18 protein-coding genes are annotated in these 14,612 nt (G+C 67.8%); 11 read left to right on the top strand and 7 right to left on the bottom strand.

Translation table 11 applies throughout. From position 1 onward, the window contains the following. Window positions 1–38: 38 nt before the first annotated feature. Window positions 39–893, bottom strand: a complete 855-nt coding sequence (locus ACWF9G_RS01590) for an alpha/beta fold hydrolase (RefSeq protein WP_452512861.1) — start codon at window positions 891–893, stop codon at window positions 39–41. A 71-nt stretch (window positions 894–964) separates the two neighbouring features. On the opposite strand from ACWF9G_RS01590, the gene ACWF9G_RS01595 reads away from it, so the two are divergent. Beyond that, window positions 965–1,744 carry an exodeoxyribonuclease III gene (locus ACWF9G_RS01595; protein WP_452512863.1) on the top strand — a complete coding sequence of 260 codons (780 nt, stop codon included), beginning with the start codon at window positions 965–967 and terminating at the stop codon, window positions 1,742–1,744. Window positions 1,745–1,777: 33 nt separating this feature from the next. Here ACWF9G_RS01595 and cutA read toward each other — a convergent pair whose 3' ends face one another. Then, complete coding sequence (gene cutA / locus ACWF9G_RS01600; RefSeq protein WP_189030812.1) at window positions 1,778–2,104, bottom strand: divalent-cation tolerance protein CutA; 327 nt, start codon at window positions 2,102–2,104, stop codon at window positions 1,778–1,780. Then, complete coding sequence (locus tag ACWF9G_RS01605; protein ID WP_452512865.1) at window positions 2,086–2,715, bottom strand: helix-turn-helix transcriptional regulator; 630 nt, start codon at window positions 2,713–2,715, stop codon at window positions 2,086–2,088. Before ACWF9G_RS01605 ends, cutA begins: the two co-directional genes overlap by 19 nt. 297 nt (window positions 2,716–3,012) lie before the next feature. Between ACWF9G_RS01605 and ACWF9G_RS01610 the strand changes: the two genes are divergently transcribed. The 3 genes from ACWF9G_RS01610 (at window position 3,013) to ACWF9G_RS01620 (ending at window position 4,323) form a co-directional block, all read left to right on the top strand. Further along, a complete protein-coding gene (locus tag ACWF9G_RS01610) occupies window positions 3,013–3,510 on the top strand; it encodes a ribonuclease domain-containing protein (RefSeq protein WP_452512867.1) in 498 nt (165 codons plus the stop codon). Further along, entirely contained in the window at window positions 3,510–3,980 is a 471-nt protein-coding gene (locus ACWF9G_RS01615) for a barstar family protein (RefSeq protein ID WP_452512869.1), read from the top strand. Before ACWF9G_RS01610 ends, ACWF9G_RS01615 begins: the two co-directional genes overlap by 1 nt. Before the next feature lie 109 nt (window positions 3,981–4,089). Further along, entirely contained in the window at window positions 4,090–4,323 is a 234-nt protein-coding gene (locus ACWF9G_RS01620) for a hypothetical protein (RefSeq protein ID WP_452512871.1), read from the top strand. Between the two features lie 21 nt (window positions 4,324–4,344). On the opposite strand, the gene ACWF9G_RS01625 is transcribed toward ACWF9G_RS01620, so the two are convergent. Beyond that, window positions 4,345–4,983 carry a TetR/AcrR family transcriptional regulator gene (locus ACWF9G_RS01625; protein ID WP_452512873.1) on the bottom strand — a complete coding sequence of 213 codons (639 nt, stop codon included), beginning with the start codon at window positions 4,981–4,983 and terminating at the stop codon, window positions 4,345–4,347. A gap of 103 nt (window positions 4,984–5,086) precedes the next feature. On the opposite strand from ACWF9G_RS01625, the gene ACWF9G_RS01630 reads away from it, so the two are divergent. From ACWF9G_RS01630 to yhjD, 3 genes are read left to right on the top strand one after another with little or no spacing between them, the layout of a single operon-like run. Then, on the top strand, window positions 5,087–6,031 hold the full coding sequence (locus ACWF9G_RS01630; RefSeq protein WP_379303429.1) for an oxygenase MpaB family protein: 945 nt from the start codon (window positions 5,087–5,089) through the stop codon (window positions 6,029–6,031). Window positions 6,032–6,053: 22 nt separating this feature from the next. Continuing rightward, window positions 6,054–7,085 carry a tryptophan--tRNA ligase gene (gene trpS, locus ACWF9G_RS01635; protein ID WP_379303427.1) on the top strand — a complete coding sequence of 344 codons (1,032 nt, stop codon included), beginning with the start codon at window positions 6,054–6,056 and terminating at the stop codon, window positions 7,083–7,085. Between the two features lie 42 nt (window positions 7,086–7,127). Continuing rightward, window positions 7,128–8,150: an inner membrane protein YhjD gene (yhjD, locus tag ACWF9G_RS01640; RefSeq protein WP_379303425.1), complete on the top strand. Its 1,023-nt coding sequence runs from the start codon at window positions 7,128–7,130 to the stop codon at window positions 8,148–8,150. A 1-nt stretch (window position 8,151) separates the two neighbouring features. On the opposite strand, the gene ACWF9G_RS01645 is transcribed toward yhjD, so the two are convergent. Next, window positions 8,152–9,462, bottom strand: a complete 1,311-nt coding sequence (locus tag ACWF9G_RS01645; protein ID WP_452512876.1) for a D-alanyl-D-alanine carboxypeptidase family protein — start codon at window positions 9,460–9,462, stop codon at window positions 8,152–8,154. A 118-nt stretch (window positions 9,463–9,580) separates the two neighbouring features. Between ACWF9G_RS01645 and ACWF9G_RS01650 the strand changes: the two genes are divergently transcribed. Together ACWF9G_RS01650 and ACWF9G_RS01655 are read left to right on the top strand one after the other, a co-directional pair. Continuing rightward, window positions 9,581–11,092: an MFS transporter gene (locus tag ACWF9G_RS01650; protein ID WP_379303421.1), complete on the top strand. Its 1,512-nt coding sequence runs from the start codon at window positions 9,581–9,583 to the stop codon at window positions 11,090–11,092. Then, a complete protein-coding gene (locus ACWF9G_RS01655) occupies window positions 11,082–11,666 on the top strand; it encodes a TetR family transcriptional regulator (RefSeq protein ID WP_452512878.1) in 585 nt (194 codons plus the stop codon). The genes ACWF9G_RS01650 and ACWF9G_RS01655 overlap by 11 nt, the downstream gene beginning before the upstream one ends. On the opposite strand, the gene ACWF9G_RS01660 is transcribed toward ACWF9G_RS01655, so the two are convergent. Both ACWF9G_RS01660 and ACWF9G_RS01665 read right to left on the bottom strand, forming a co-directional pair. Further along, window positions 11,667–12,350 carry a SnoaL-like polyketide cyclase gene (locus ACWF9G_RS01660; RefSeq protein ID WP_452512880.1) on the bottom strand — a complete coding sequence of 228 codons (684 nt, stop codon included), beginning with the start codon at window positions 12,348–12,350 and terminating at the stop codon, window positions 11,667–11,669. It lies immediately after the preceding gene. Between the two features lie 154 nt (window positions 12,351–12,504). Next, window positions 12,505–13,401 carry a phenylalanine 4-monooxygenase gene (locus ACWF9G_RS01665; protein ID WP_452512881.1) on the bottom strand — a complete coding sequence of 299 codons (897 nt, stop codon included), beginning with the start codon at window positions 13,399–13,401 and terminating at the stop codon, window positions 12,505–12,507. A gap of 257 nt (window positions 13,402–13,658) precedes the next feature. Here ACWF9G_RS01665 and ACWF9G_RS01670 point away from each other — a divergent pair, with 257 nt between their 5' ends. Beyond that, a complete protein-coding gene (locus tag ACWF9G_RS01670) occupies window positions 13,659–13,877 on the top strand; it encodes a type II toxin-antitoxin system VapB family antitoxin (protein ID WP_189030839.1) in 219 nt (72 codons plus the stop codon). Window positions 13,878–13,943: 66 nt separating this feature from the next. Continuing rightward, entirely contained in the window at window positions 13,944–14,612 is a 669-nt protein-coding gene (locus ACWF9G_RS01675; protein WP_379303413.1) for a JAB domain-containing protein, read from the top strand.

The following is a 14,612-nucleotide window of genomic DNA, read 5'->3' on the forward strand; positions in this document are numbered from 1 at the left end:
GCTGCGAATGCTGTTCGCGCGGCCGGGTTCTCGCGGGTTCAGATCGCGCGCAGGTGCCCGCGGCTGGCGTAGATGTGCTCGGCGATGAGCGTCGCGATCCGGTCGGGTGCCTCCAGCATCGGCACGTGGCCCACGCCGTGCACCAGGATGCGGTCGGCGGAGTCGGGGAGTTCGCGCAGGTAGCGGGTGGCGTAGACGCGGTTGGGGATGATCCGGTCGTACTCGGCGAGCAGCATGCGCACGGGGGTGGTGAGCTCGCCGAGGTCGTCCATCCCCGGGGCGCGGAGGCTGCCGAGGATCAGCGGGATCATCGCGTCGCAGTGCAACACCGCCGTGATGGTGGTCGCCAAGTCGCGGCGCGAGACGGCGCCGGTGTTCTTGGCCAGCAGTAACGCGGCCACGTACTGGATGAGCGGATTGTTGATCGCCACCCCGCCGAGCAGCTTGCCGATCTCGACGAACGGGATCATCGAGGCGAACTTCAAGCCGACCCTGACCTGGCTGATCGAGGGTGAGGCCCAGCCGCCCGCCGCGGCCACGGTGGTCAGGGTGCGGGCCCGGCCGCGTCTCGCCAGCTCGAGGCCCACCCAGCCGCCTAGCGAATTTCCGGCGATATGGCAGGTGCGCCAGCCCAGCGCGTCGAGCTGGTCCTCCATCTGATCGGCCAGCGCGTAGACGTCCAGAAACCAGCCCTCGACCTTGGGTCCACCCCAGTGCCCGGCGAAGGCAGGGGCATAAACCTCGCAATTCGACGACATTCGCCGCGCGACCTGCTCCCAACAGTGCGGCGACAACATGAACCCGTGCAACAGCAGGACCGGATCACCGGACCCGAGATGCAAGGCCTTGACAGGCGCGGCGGGGACAGTGGACTTGGCGGTGCGTGACGTCATCGTCATTCACCCCTTCCTGGACGACAGTGTCCGGGGGGAGCATTCCTGACTAGCCATTGTACGGTCGTTCGGTGCCGATAATCCTCTCGACTGTGAACGTCAACGGCGTGCGCGCCGCCGCGACCAAGGGCATGTTGTCGTGGCTGGACGCGACCGAAGCCGACATCGTGTGCCTGCAGGAGACCAGGGCGACCGACGCGCAGGTCGCTACCGCGCTGGCGCCCGCACTCGACGCGGGGTGGGTGCTCTCGCACGCGGAACCGGAGTCCAAGGGGCGGGCCGGTGTCGGGATTCTGTCGCGGCGCGCGCCCGACGCGGTACGGATCGGGTTCGGTAGCAGCGAGTTCGCCGACTCGGGGCGGTATATCGAGGCCGACTTCGATGACGTCACCGTGGCGAGCGTGTACGTGCACTCGGGCGAGGAGAACACCCCGAAGCAGGACGAGAAGTACCGGTTCATGGCCGAGCTGGGCGCCTACCTGAAGACCCGCACCGGGGAGTTCGTGGTGAGCGGGGACTGGAATATCGCACCCGCCGAGGTCGACCTCAAGAACTGGAAGGGCAACCAGAAGTCGGCGGGCTTCCTGCCCGAGGAACGCGCCTGGATCGCCGACCTGCTGGCCGCGGGCTACGTCGACGTGGTGCGCGCCCTGCATCCCGATGTCGCGGGCCCCTACAGCTGGTGGTCCTACCGCGGCCGCGCCTTCGACAACGACTCCGGATGGCGCATCGACTACCAGCTCGCCCTCGGCGACCTGCGTTCCCGCGCCAAGCAGGCCGTCGTCGAACGCGCCGACGCCTACGACCAGCGGTGGTCCGACCACGCTCCCGTGACGGTGCAGTACCGGTGAGCACGCAGCTTGCCCGGCTCCGGGTTGCTCAGATCAACCAATGGTCTGTTCAACCACCCAAGCTGCATACCCCGGGTGTGCGCCGGTAAGTGGCACAGCCAACACCTGGGGAGTGTCGTACGGGTGTTCGTCGTCGGCTCGGCGGATGATCGCGTCGACCAGTGATGCACGGGTGTGGATCAACACCAGGGCTTCGGCGTCGTCCTGGACCTCGCCGTTCCACGAGTAGATCGACCGCACCGCCGGGACGATGTTCCCGCACGCGGCCAGCCGGTCTGCCACCAGACGTCGGGTGAACTCGGCTAGCCACTCTGCGGTTTCAGCGGTAATCGTGACGGTGACTAGAGACTCTTCGGCCATGCGGTCAAGTTTCCATCAGTAGCCCTGAGTAGGTCTATCAACGGTTCCGCGAGCCGCTGGTGCCGAACGATCGCGCCCCATCCACGAATCACGAGCCCGGCAGCGGATTGGCCCACCCACGAACCGGCCAGCGCGAGCCCTTGCGGGTGCAGCGCGAAGTACAACGATCCTTTGGACCTCACCGCGCCCTCGGTCGCGACGTACCAACCCATCAGGGATTCGTTGTCCCACAACCGAAGCTCGCCACGCCAGGTGTACGAACCTTCGTCTACCGGACGGGCACGGGCTCCGTCCAGCTCGAGGAACGAACCGTCTTGCATCATCCCTAGTTCGTGTACGTCTATCCGCTCGCCGGTGTCTCCCCAGGTCTGCCAAGCGGCCCACCAATCGCCGGACAGGTCGAGCGTGCGGGATACACGTCCAGCTAGTTCGTTGACGGAGACACCGAGGACATCGGCAAGCTTGGTGCCGGTGATGAGGTCCGGCGTCAGCTCGCCGGACTCGTATCTACTGATCGTTTTCTGATCTACCCCAACAAGCCGCCCGAGAGCCGCTTGGGACATGTCCAGCTGCTTCCGGCGACGCCGGATCACATCGCCTGTCGTGTTCATGGTTCCAGCGTATTTCAGGCGCATATGTCTAGCGTAGGCGGTTTCGCCTTATACGGAGCAGAATCGTTGACAGCACCCCGGCGCACGGTGGCGGGCCCTGAGCGTCGGGTGTGCAGCCAAACAACGCACCGGAGGGAACCGTGCCACTACTCGGTAGCGGAGACGGCCAGGTCCACAGCGGCCCTGCTTCCGTCCATCCACGGGCGGCCATGACTTGCGTCCGTGCTCGAGCGGGCGCGCTGGTGACGTAGATTCGTCTGTCATGACTGACCACGCTCCCGTGACGGTGCGGTACCGGTGAATCTCTCGCGCAAAACCCTCGGGCTGCTCGGCGGCCTCGTGCTCATCGTCCTCGCGGTGGGTTTCACCCTGCTCACCGGACGCGGCGGCGACGGCACCACCACGGTGGCGACCACCACTCGCGCGGTCGCCGGGATCACCACCACCAAGGCCGCGCCGAAACCGGGCCCGCCCATCGGGAATGCCAGCGCGGCGCCGGGCAACGGGGCGGCGGGCGTGCCCGATCGCGCCTACACGACCCTCCTCGAGATCGATGGGGGCCGCTGGCCGGATTCGGCGAACGCGCCGGGGACCAAGGGCGGTGAGCAGTGGATGAACCGGGGAACCAAACTGCCGCCGAAGGATTCGGCGGGCAAGCCGGTGACCTACCAGGAGTGGGACGTCAATCCCAAGCAGCGCAACCGGGGTCGCGATGCCGAACGCATCGTCACCGGCAGCGACGGTACGGCCTGGTACACCGGTGATCACTACGAGACCTTCACGAGGATGCGCTGATGCGAATGACGTTGTCGCAGTTTCTTGCTCGTCCCACCACTGAGGCCCCGGCCGCGCCGCAGCCCGTGTTCGGCGCGCTGGCCGTCGACGCTGCCGCGTTCAGCGGCGTCCGCTACGACTCGCCCGCCGACTATCGCGTCCGCGAACTCCGCGGCCCCAAGATGCGCACCACCGCCGCACTCTTCGACGAATTCGCCGCGGCCTTCCAGTTCCCGTACTACTTCGGCGCGAACAAGGACGCCTTCGACGAATGCCTGCGTGACCTGGACGATTTCGTCGGCGACGCGCCCGGTTACGTCGCGGTGGTGCGCAATTCGGCCGACCTGCTCGCCGAGGAGCCCGCCGAGCGCGACTGGTTCGGCAGCGCCATGCGCGACTGCGCCGCCTACTGGTCCCGCCGCGACGTCGCCTTCCGGGTCGTCCTGCAGGGCGACCCGGAAACCTTCGGCGCCGTCGCTCTCACGGAGTGATCCAGAGCTTCCACTGCCACCTGAATTGGTGGCTGCCGGTGACCGATCGGTCTGGTTACCGTCGTCGCGGGAGCAGTCGCCCCGAGGCTGCCCGTGAGGAGAGACATCGATGAAGCAAGTACTGGTGAGCGCGAGCATCTTGACCGCGATCATGGCGGCGAGCACCGGAATGGCGACGGCCGAAGCCGATTCGGCGCCGGAAAGCTTCGGCCAGGCCGGCGTTGCGCGGATCGCCGATCCGTCCTCGGGCTCCAGCGATGTGCTCGGCAACCTGCTGCACGCGCTGTCGACCGGTTCCGCCGCAGACTGCGTTGTCATTCTCGACGGGTGCGTGCCGGTCTAGGTCACGCGGGTCGGCTGTCCGTCAGCGGTAGCGGCCTGCCAGATCGTCACCGAGGAGCACGAATACCTCGGTGACCTGGTCGATCAGTTCCGCGCGGGAGAGGTCGAGGTCGCCGGCCAGCCAGGTGGTCAGGGTCTGGGTCAAGCCGCCGATGAGGTAGATCGCGCGGAAGTCGACCAGGTTCTGCGGGACCTCGACCCCGTAGAAACCGGTGCCTTCCGCGGCGACGAGCCGGGCGAAGGCCCGCACCGTGCGGGCGGTGCGCGCCCGCAACTCCGGGGTCGCCATGCCCGCGATCAGCGCGGCCTGTGCCTTGCGCGGATCGTCGGTGAGCACCGAGATGCCCGCGTCGATCGCGGCGTGCGACTGCGACCGGCTGTCGGGGGGCGCGGTGGTCAACGCCGCCACGATCGCACCGGTCAGTTCCTCGGCGATGCGGTCGAGCAGGGCCTCCAGCACGCTTTCGCGATGCTCGAAATTCTCGTAGTAGTAGCGCTCGTTGAGACCGGCGCGGGCGCATAGCCCGGCGACGGTGAGCTTGGCCTGCCCCTCTTCGGCGACGATGTCGAGCGCCGCGTCCAGCAGGGCGGTACGGCGCTGGGCCTGTCGCTGTTGCGCCGAGACGCCGCCGTATGTCCGTTGTGCTGTCACAGCATCCATTCTGCGTGCTGCCCTCCGGCGCCGGTTTTCTGGTAGAGACTCTTGCCAGATTAACAAATCTGGTGGATTCTATTGCCAGATGCACTCGACGAGGAGGCGCAGCATGGCCGCACGGCAGGGCGAACCCGGATATTTCGCCGACGATTCGATGATCCGACGGGTGATGAGCAAGCGGGCGGTGGGTCTGACCTACGGCGTGCGGGCCCTGGTGATCGGCGCGGTCCATCCGCTGCTGTTCGTCGGCACCAGCGAGCACACCGCGCATCGCGCGACGCCCTACACCCGGCTGGCCGTTACCGGCGCCCTGTTCGAGGCGGTCTTCCTCGGCAGCAAGGCCGAAGCCGATCGCGCGCTGGCCTTCACCCGGCGCAAGCACGACAAGGTCGTCGGCGCCCTGCCCGAGGACGCGGGCGAACACCATCCCGCCGGCACCGCCTACGCGGCCCACGATCCGCACCTGATGTTCATGACCATGGCCTTCACCTTCGACTCGGCCGAGGCGATGTACGACCGGCTGGTGCGCGAACTCACCGCCACCGAACGCGAGGACCTCTACCAGGACTACGTCCGCTGGGGCGAGCTGTTCGGCATGCCACGCGACGCGGCACCCGCCGACTACCCGGCCTTCCGCCGGTACTTCGACGGCTACCTGAACTCCTCGGAGCTGTTCCTCACCGACGAGGCCCGCCTGGTCGGTTCCTACCTGGCAGGTCACCGCAAGGCCTACCGGCTGCGCCCGCCGGCCGAGCAGGTCGGTTCGGCGCTGTATCTGCTGGTCCAGGGCAGTCTCCCGGACCGGATCCGGCGGATGTACGGCATCGAGTGGGGGATCGCCGATCAGCTCGCCTACAGCACGCTGTGCCGGAGCCTGCGCACCGCGCACGTCGCCCCACCGCTGGCGCCCCGGGTCCTGGCCGGTGCGCTCGCCGGGCCGAGCACGCCCTCGTACCAGCTGCTCGCCCGTCGCGAACAGCGAATGGTCAAGGCGGGCAAGCCGAGCATGCCCGGCGTCGATCCGCGCAACTGGGTGCAGCGCAATTCCGCTTGAGGGCCATGGAAAGATCAGGGGCATGTCCAGTCCTGCCCCGGCCGCGACGGCCGAACGCAAGCAGCGGGTGCTGTCGGGCATCCAGCCCACCAGCGACTCCTTCCACCTCGGCAACTACCTGGGTGCGCTGCAGTACTGGGTGACCATGCAGGACGACTACGACGCGCTGTACTTCATCCCGGATATGCACGCCATCACCGTCAGCCAGGACCCCAAGGCGCTGCGGGCCCGCACCAAGGGCGCCGTCGCGCAGCTGCTCGCGCTCGGCGTCGACCCGGCCAAGTCCACCCTGTTCGTGCAGAGCCAGGTGCCCGAGCACGCCGAGCTGACCTGGGTCCTCAGCTGCATCACCGGTTTCGGTGAGGCGAGCCGGATGACCCAGTTCAAGGACAAGTCGGTCAAGCAGGGCGCGGAGAACGCGACCGTCGGCCTGTTCACCTACCCGGTACTGATGGCCGCCGACATCCTGCTCTACCGCCCGCACCAGGTGCCGGTCGGCGAGGATCAGCGCCAGCATCTGGAGCTGACCCGAAACCTGGCCCAGCGCTTCAACACCCGCTTCAAGAAGACCTTCGTGGTGCCGGAGCCGCACATCGTCAAGGGCACCGCGAAGATCTTCGACCTGCAGGATCCGACCGCGAAGATGAGCAAGTCGGCCTCCACCGACGCAGGCCTCATCAACCTGCTCGACGATCCGAAGGTCACCGCGAAGAAGGTCAAGTCGGCGGTCACCGACACCGAGCGCGAGATCCGCTACGACCCCGAGCACAAGGCGGGCGTGAGCAACCTGCTCGTCATCCTGAGCTCGCTCACCGAAACTCCGATCGTCACGCTGGAGGAGAATTTCGCGGGCAAGGGTTACGGTGATCTCAAGGCCGACGTGGCCGACGCGCTGGTCGAATTCGTCACCCCCGTCCAGAAGAAGGTGCAGGAGTACCTGTCCGATCAGGCCGAACTGGATCGGATTCTCGCCGCGGGGGCCGAGCGGGCGCGTGAGATCGCAGGCAACACACTGGCTCAGGTGTACGACCGGGTGGGCTTCCTGGCTCGCTGACCCGGTGCGCGCCTGAGGTTTTCGGCTGAAGGGGCGCGTGCCATGCAGGTCGTCGACAAGATCTCGGCCGCGGTCGAGAAGCAGATCGGGCGCAGGCCCTGGCTGGATCATCTGGTCAGGGCAGGCGGTCGATTTCAGCGTCAACGCGGTGACTACTACGCCGCGGGCATCACCTATTTCACTGTGCTGTCACTGTTTCCGCTGCTGATGGTGGCCTTCTCGGTGGCGGGGTTCATCCTGGCCGGTCAGCCCGACCTGCTGACCGAGCTCCAGGACAGTGTCAAGGAGAAGATCCCCGGGGCCTTCGGCACCCAGATCAACGACTTGATCGATCAGGCGATCCAATCGCGCGGCACCGTCGGTCTGCTTGGTCTGGTCGTCGGTCTCTACACCGGGCTCGGCTGGATGGCGAACCTGCGGGCGGCGCTCACCGAGCAGTGGGAGGTGCAGCACCCCGAAAGTCCTTGGTGGCGAAGCAAACTGTCCGACCTGGGCGCGCTCGTCGGCCTCGGTCTGGCGTTCATCGTCTCGCTCGGGCTGTCCGCGCTCGCGCAGAGTGATCTCGGCGCGCAACTGCTCGCGGCGATCGGGGCGGATCATCTGCCGGGGGCGACGCTGGTGCTGTCGGTGGTGTCGATCGCGCTCGGCCTGCTCGCCTCGTGGGCGGTGTTCGCCTGGATGATCGCGCGATTGCCGCGCGAGCCGGTCTCGCTGCGCAGTGCCGCGCGGGCGGCGGCGCTGGCGGCGATCGCGTTCGAGGTGTTCAAGGTCATCGCCGCGTTCTACCTGCAGATAGTGTTGCGCAGCCCGGCGGGCGCGACGTTCGGCTCGATCATCGGCCTGATGGTGTTCAGCTACATCACCTACCGGATCCTGCTGTTCGCCACCGCATGGGCGGCGACCTCGCGCGACAACGAGCGCAGCGCCGACATCGCGCCGCCGAACGCGGTGGTCATCCGGCCGCGCGTGGTGGAACAGGGCATGTCGACCGGTGCGGGCGCTGCCTACTTCGGTGCGGGCGCGATCGCGGCGCTGGCGCTGGTGCTGTTCGGCAGGCGCCGCTGACTCAGCGCCTGCGCCGGGAGGCCCGCCGGATCCAGAGCAGCACCACCATGACGAACAGCGGCGCGCCGATCAGGGTGACCACGCGGGCGGCCTCATGCGGCTGCCGGTCGGGCTCGGCCTGTGAGCCGTCGGCCCGCGGTGGGGGTGAGGCCAGCGGCACGCTGGGTTGCACTGCCTCGCTGCCCGCTTCGGGCAGCTTGCCGATGCGGTCGTCGGCGTCGAGCGCGAAGCCGTAGTCGAGCAGGCGGGCGGCCTGCTCCCACGGCCGGATCGGGCGCACGTCGGCCTTGAGCAGGGTGACGACCAGCCGGTGCCCGTCGCGTTCGGCGGCGGCGACGAAGGTCTGGCGGGCGTCGTCGGTGAAACCGGTCTTGCCGCCGATCGCGCCCTCGTAGTTGTAGAGCAGCTGGTTGTCGTTGGCGATCGGGAAGCCGGGGTGGTCGGAGTCGTCGGGGATCGCCGGGTTGGCCGGGTAGCCGGGGAAGTCGACCTGCTCGGTGTGGATGAGCTCGGCGAACAGCGGGATGTTCATCGCCTCGCGGAACAGCACCGACAGGTCGTAGGCCGAGGTGCTCATGCCGGGGCCGTCAAGCCCGGACGGGGTCGCCGCGCGAGTGTCCAACGCGCGCAACGACTTCGCCACGTCGTTCATCTTCGCCACGGCGGCCTTGTCGCCGCCGAGCTGGGTGGCGATGGCATGGGCGGCGTCGTTGCCCGAGCACATGATCAGCGCCTGCATGAGCTGGCGGTTGGTGTAGCGGCCGCCGGGCCCGATGCCGACCCTGGTGCCGTCGACGTCGGCGTCGGCCTGCGTGCCGATGACGACCGTGTTCAGGTCGAGGGTGCGCAGCGCGACGATGGCGAGCGCGACCTTGATGGTGCTGGCGGGCCGGTAGCGGCCGTGCGGGTCCTTGGCGGCGAGTACCCGGCCGGTGTCGAGGTCCGACACCATCCACGAGGTCGCCGAGATGTCGGCGGGCAGCGGGAGCGCCCCCTTGGGCAGGACGACACCGCACTCGCTCATCCGGTCACCGCCGATGGCGGGCGATGGCACCGGCAGCGCGCTCGGCGTCGGCTCGCCCGGCGCCGGTACCTCGGAGGTGTCGACCGGGGGCGGCGGCTGGGTCTTCTGCGGGCAGCCGTCGGTGTTCGGGGTGGTGAACGGGGGTGTGGTCGTCGTGCTCGAGCCGCTGCTCGGCGGTGCGTCGGTCGTCGGTACGGCGGAGGCGGTGGGAGCGCCTGCCATGACCGCGGCGATCGCGGCGGCGCCGAGGGTACAGGCGGCGCGCACGCCGAGTTCGCGGATCTTCATCGCATCAGAGCGTAGCGAGCCCTCGCGGCGACGGCGCGGCGACGGGCGACGGCTCTTGACATGAGCAATCAAATGAGAGTTACTAGCAAAAGAAAGTAACTCTCATTTTGGAGGAGATATGCGGACGGAATCCACCCGCCGCTGGCTCGCCCTCGGCGCACTCGCCATGGCGATGCTCACGATCGGGCTCGACGTCACGGTGCTCACTGTCGCGCTGCCGACCCTGGCGGTCGACCTGCACGCGAATACCGCTGCGCTGCAATGGTTCAGCAGCGCCTACACGCTCGCGCTCGCCGCGCTGATGCTGCCCGCGGGCGCGCTCGGCGACCGGTACGGGCGTAAGAAAGTCCTGCTCGCGGCGCTCGTGTTGTTCGGTGCGGCCTCGGTGGCCTGCGCGGTCGCCGCATCGGCCGGCCAGCTGATCGTGGCGCGGGTGGTGCTCGGCATCGCCGCCGCCGCGCTGATACCGCTGTCGATGTCGGTGCTGCCGGTGCTGTTCACCGACCCCGTCGAGCGGCAACGCGCGCTGACCATCTGGGTCACGTCGACCGCCATCGGCCTGCCGCTCGGCCCGATCCTCGGCGGCTGGCTGCTGCAGCACTTCTGGTGGGGATCGGTGTTCCTGATCAATGTGCCGCTGGTCGTCATCGGCGCGCTGGCCGTCGCAACCCTGGTGCCGGAATCGCGGAGCGACACCATTTTTCGCATCGATCTCCTCGGCGCACTGCTCTCGGCGGCAGGCATGCTCGGGCTGACCTACGGCTTCATCCGGATCGGTGAACGCGGCTGGGACGACCTGGCCGGCTGGCTCGTCGTCGCGGCAGGGGCGGCGACGCTCGCCGTGTTCCTGTGGTGGCAGCGCCGCACCGAGTATCCGCTGATCGACCTCGCGCTGTTCGCCGCGCCCGGCTTCCGGTGGGGCACCGCGATCTCGATCCTGGTCAGCTTCGCGATGTTCGGCATGTTCTTCACCGTCCCGCAGTACTTCCAGGCCGTGCTCGGCGTCGACGCGCTCGGCAGCGGGCTGCGGCTGCTGCCGTTGATCGGTGGACTCGTCATCGGCAGCAGACTGGTCGACCTGCTGCTGCCCCGGCTCGGCGTGCGGGTAGTGATCACCGCCGGACTGCTCGTGCTCGCCGGTGGCCTCGGCCTCGGCGCGTTCACCACGGTCGAGAGCGGTTACGGGCTGACAGCGTTGTGGACGACGGTGCTCGGCGCAGGGTTGGGCCTGGTCATGCCCGCCGCGGTCGGCCTGGCGATGGGTGAGCTGACCGCTGAACGTTCGGGCTCGGGTTCGGCACTGCTGCAAGCGCTTCGGCAGGCGGGCGGCACCATCGGCGTGGCTGTACTCGGCACCGTGCTGTCCACCCGGTACCGGGCCGACCTCGGCGCGCTCGACCGTGCGCCGATCTCCGACGGTGTCAACGCGGGCGTCGCGGTCGCGCGCGAGACCGGTGATCCGGCGATGCTGGGGCAGGTGCAGCAGGCTTTCGTCGCCGGCATGGACACGATGCTCGGGCTGTGCGCGGCGCTGTGTCTGGTCGCCGGACTCGTGACCGCGCTGGGGCTGCGGCGACCGACGGCACCGGTGACCGACTCGGATGCGGCAGAATCGATACATGTCGGTTGAGATGTCGCTACGCGAGCGGAAGAAGGAGCGGACCCGCCGAACCATCAGGGTCGAGGCGTTCCGGCTGTTCCGGGAACAGGGCTACACCGAGACGACGGTGGAGCAGATCGCGGCGGCGGCCGAGGTGTCCCCGAGTACCTTCTTCCGCTACTTTCCGACCAAGGAACAGCTGGTCGTCGCCGACGACCAGGACCCGGTGATGATCGAGGAGCTGGCCACGCTCCCGCGCGGCCTGAATCCGATCACCGCCATCCGCACCGCGACAGCGGCGGTGTTCGGGCGGATGTCGCCCGCCGACCTCGCCTTCGAGCAGGAACGGCAGGCGCTGCTGTTTCACGTGCCGGAACTACGCTCGGCGATCGGTTTGGAATTTCTGCGCAGTATCGAACTCGCCGCCCAGATGCTGGCCGACTACACGGGTCGGTCCGCGGACGATTTCGATGTGCGGGTAGCCGCGGGCGCGATGATCGGCTCCATGCTCGCCATCGCGCCCGCCACTCCGATGAATGTCACCAACGTCAGCGACGCCCTGACATTCCTGCAGGCAGGCCTGCCGTTCGACGATCAGGCCTGATCACTCCGACTTGCCGTGCTGCACAGGGCAGCCGTGGGCCAGCGGGCCGAGCAGCTTGTTGTTGTCGTAGAAGTGCTCCAGCTCGAGGATGCGCAGATCCTCGCTGACGCGGGCGATGGTCACGCCGAACATCTCGATCTGCTCGCCGGTGGGCTGGTGGCCCTTGTACTCGCCCTCGTACCTGCCCCAGTGCCGCCAGCGGAAGCTCACGGTCGGCGGGCCGGACAGCACCTCGATGACCTCCCAGAAGAAGCCGCCGGGGAACGCGGTGTGGAAGACCTTGTGCGAGGACTCGAAGGTCTCGTTCGCCGCCTCGTAGAACGGGTTGTCGCCGATCAGGATGTTGTAGCTGCCGATCCGCGCGAACTCCTCGGCGTCCTGCCACTCGCCGCCGTTGACCCGGCCGCGGTACTGCTCGGCGACCACCGACAGCCAGGTGGCCGGATCGCCCTTGTGCGAGACCTCCATCTCGAAGACCTTCACCAGGTCCTCGACGATCGCCTCGAGCGAGCCGGGCGCGTGGGAGGTGCTGCGCTCGCGGGGGATCACCTCGTGGCTCAGCTCGTAGTCGGGGACGTTGCCGCGCCATTCCTCCGGCGCCGCGGCGGCGATCACCGCTTCGCGGCCCTGCAGCCACAGCGGCGCTTCCGGCTCGGGGTTCTGATCGGCTTGCGTATCTGTCACATCCACAGTCATTTTCGGTCTACCCGACCCTTTCAAAAAGCTCGAAGAACCGGTCGAAAATAACAGCCGATCAGTCCGTCGCGCCTGTCAGATCTCAGTAGATGAGAATCGAAGAATGTCGAACTGTGTTCTGTAACAACGTTTTCGAATGGATCTATGCCACCGGGTGCGGGCGGTGCCCGAGTCTGGCCGGCGTCTCGTCGTCCATGGTCGCGAAGAATTCGCCGAGCACATCGACGATCTGATCCACCGAATCCGCGCAGAACAACACCGGCTGGTAGTGGGTGATGTCGTAGGTGATGGTGCCCATTTCGGCGACGTCGAGCGGGCGTAGCCGGGCGTGGCGGAACTCGTCGATCTCACCGTAGGAGGACAGCAATCCGGCGCCGTAACAGCGGATCTCGTCACCCTCGCGGACGACGCCGAACTCGAGCGAGAACCAGAACACGTCGGCCAGGAATTTGAGCGCGGTCTGGGTCTGCAAGCGGCCGACCGCCGCGCCGACCGTCTCGTACAGCGCGGCGAAGCGCGGGCTCGCGATCTGGCTGGCGTGGCCGATGATCTCGTGGATCGCGTCGGGTTCCGGGGTGTACAGCGGGGCCGAGTGGTGGCGGATGTACTGGGTCGAGTGGAAGGTGCGCTCGGCGAAGGAGCCGAAGAACTCGCGCAACGGAACAAGGCCTGCGGCAGGCACATAGCTGAAGCCGGTGAGCGGCCTGAGCAGCATGGAGACCTCGTCGAGCTGCGGGATGTGATCGTGCGGAAGGGCCAGGTTCGCCGCTGCCTCGCGCACTTCGCCGCATGCGTAGATCTCGTGCTTGCGGGCCAGTTCGGCCGAGGCGATCCGCCACACCTGCTGTTCCTCGTCGGTGTAGTCGACGTGCGGTATCGGGTTGCCCACCGTGTAGTCGAGTGCCATCGCGGCGATGGCGTTGCGCCGCGCGCGGTAGACCTCGTCGTTGACGCCGGGGTGATCCGAGCTCAGGTGCACGGTGACATCGCCGTCGCGCTCGCGCGTCACCGGCGAATACAGCTGTGCCTCGGAGAACATGCCTCCAGGCAAGCACCGCGCAGCCATGGCGACAACAACGACGCGCACAACTGTGCAAACTGCACAGTTCGGATGGGGCTCGACCGCTGATTCCGACGATCATCAGCGTTTTCTGTGCGCTTGCTGACGAGTGATCGACGCGGTTCCGCGCGGTTGCTGTGCGTACTTGCGAACGCGGTTATTCGGTAACGACGCGGTGAATCGGCGGACGCGCGCGGCGCGCATAACGCAAGATTGCGACCGACGAAGGAGGACGATTGCGATCCCTGCGGATAGATCTCGATCAGCACCTGCTGGCCGCGGCAGCCGACATCATGGGCACCGCCGACAGCAACGCGACCGTCAACGAGGCGTTGCGGCGCATCGTCGTGCACGAGCGCCAGCTTCGCAATCTGGAGCGGCTGATGGCCGATTCGATCTTCAGCGCACCACCGGCCGACTCGGTCGTCGGCGCCGAACCGGTGGCCGAAGGATAGCTGCGTCGCGAATCTGTCGGTACCTGCTGGGATCATCGTCATCGTCGCCGATCCGCAGGGGGAACGATGTCGGTACCGATCGCGAATCTGCCCGTCGCCCAGCGCCCGCGCGAGCGGCTGCTGCTACTCGGCCCGCACGCGCTGAGTGACGGTGAGTTGCTCGCGCTGTTGCTCGGACAGGGCACACGGGGACTTTCCGCGCTGGAGCTGGCGGCCCAACTGCTCTGCGAATATGGCGGATTGGCCGAGCTCGCCGCGGCGCGACCGGAGGAACTGGCCCGCAGAGCAGGCATCGGCCCTGCCAAGGCGGCCACCGTGATCGCCGCGTTCCACCTCGGCACACGCTCCCGCACCACCGAATCGGTGCCGCAACTGACCACCCCCGACCACATCGCCCGCGTCGCGGTACCCCTGTTCGCCGGCGCCAGAGTCGAGCGCCTGCTCGTCCTCATCTGCGACACCCAGAACCGTTTGCGCCACCGCGCTTTCGTCGCCGAAGGCGCCATCGACCACGTCGCTGTCCCCGTCCGCGAAATCCTCAACACCGTCCTGCGCCACGACGGCCGAGCCTTCGCCGTCGTCCACAACCACCCCTCCGGCGACCCGACCCCCAGCCCCGACGACCGCCGCGCCAGCACCCTGCTCACCCGAGCCGCCACCACCGTAGGCCTGCGCTACCTCGACCACCTCGTCATCGCAGGCGAAACCTGGTCAACCGCCCCGCCTCTGGAGTGA

This window comes from Nocardia sp. NPDC055029, assembly GCF_053608525.1.

Bases quoted from the DNA above. Each gene is read 5' to 3' on its own strand.
- ACWF9G_RS01605 (WP_452512865.1), bottom strand. From the start codon at position 2,715: ATGAACACGACAGGCGATGTGATCCGGCGTCGCCGGAAGCAGCTGGAC.
- ACWF9G_RS01625 (WP_452512873.1), bottom strand. From the start codon at position 4,983: ATGGATGCTGTGACAGCACAACGGACATACGGCGGCGTCTCGGCGCAA.
- ACWF9G_RS01665 (WP_452512881.1), bottom strand. From the start codon at position 13,401: ATGTTCTCCGAGGCACAGCTGTATTCGCCGGTGACGCGCGAGCGCGAC.
- cutA (WP_189030812.1), bottom strand. From the start codon at position 2,104: ATGGCCGAAGAGTCTCTAGTCACCGTCACGATTACCGCTGAAACCGCA.
- ACWF9G_RS01655 (WP_452512878.1), top strand. From the start codon at position 11,082: ATGTCGGTTGAGATGTCGCTACGCGAGCGGAAGAAGGAGCGGACCCGC.
- ACWF9G_RS01645 (WP_452512876.1), bottom strand. From the start codon at position 9,462: ATGAAGATCCGCGAACTCGGCGTGCGCGCCGCCTGTACCCTCGGCGCC.
- ACWF9G_RS01590 (WP_452512861.1), bottom strand. From the start codon at position 893: ATGACGTCACGCACCGCCAAGTCCACTGTCCCCGCCGCGCCTGTCAAG.
- ACWF9G_RS01630 (WP_379303429.1), top strand. From the start codon at position 5,087: ATGGCCGCACGGCAGGGCGAACCCGGATATTTCGCCGACGATTCGATG.
- ACWF9G_RS01615 (WP_452512869.1), top strand. From the start codon at position 3,510: ATGCGAATGACGTTGTCGCAGTTTCTTGCTCGTCCCACCACTGAGGCC.
- ACWF9G_RS01650 (WP_379303421.1), top strand. From the start codon at position 9,581: ATGCGGACGGAATCCACCCGCCGCTGGCTCGCCCTCGGCGCACTCGCC.
- ACWF9G_RS01620 (WP_452512871.1), top strand. From the start codon at position 4,090: ATGAAGCAAGTACTGGTGAGCGCGAGCATCTTGACCGCGATCATGGCG.
- yhjD (WP_379303425.1), top strand. From the start codon at position 7,128: ATGCAGGTCGTCGACAAGATCTCGGCCGCGGTCGAGAAGCAGATCGGG.
- ACWF9G_RS01675 (WP_379303413.1), top strand. From the start codon at position 13,944: ATGTCGGTACCGATCGCGAATCTGCCCGTCGCCCAGCGCCCGCGCGAG.
- trpS (WP_379303427.1), top strand. From the start codon at position 6,054: ATGTCCAGTCCTGCCCCGGCCGCGACGGCCGAACGCAAGCAGCGGGTG.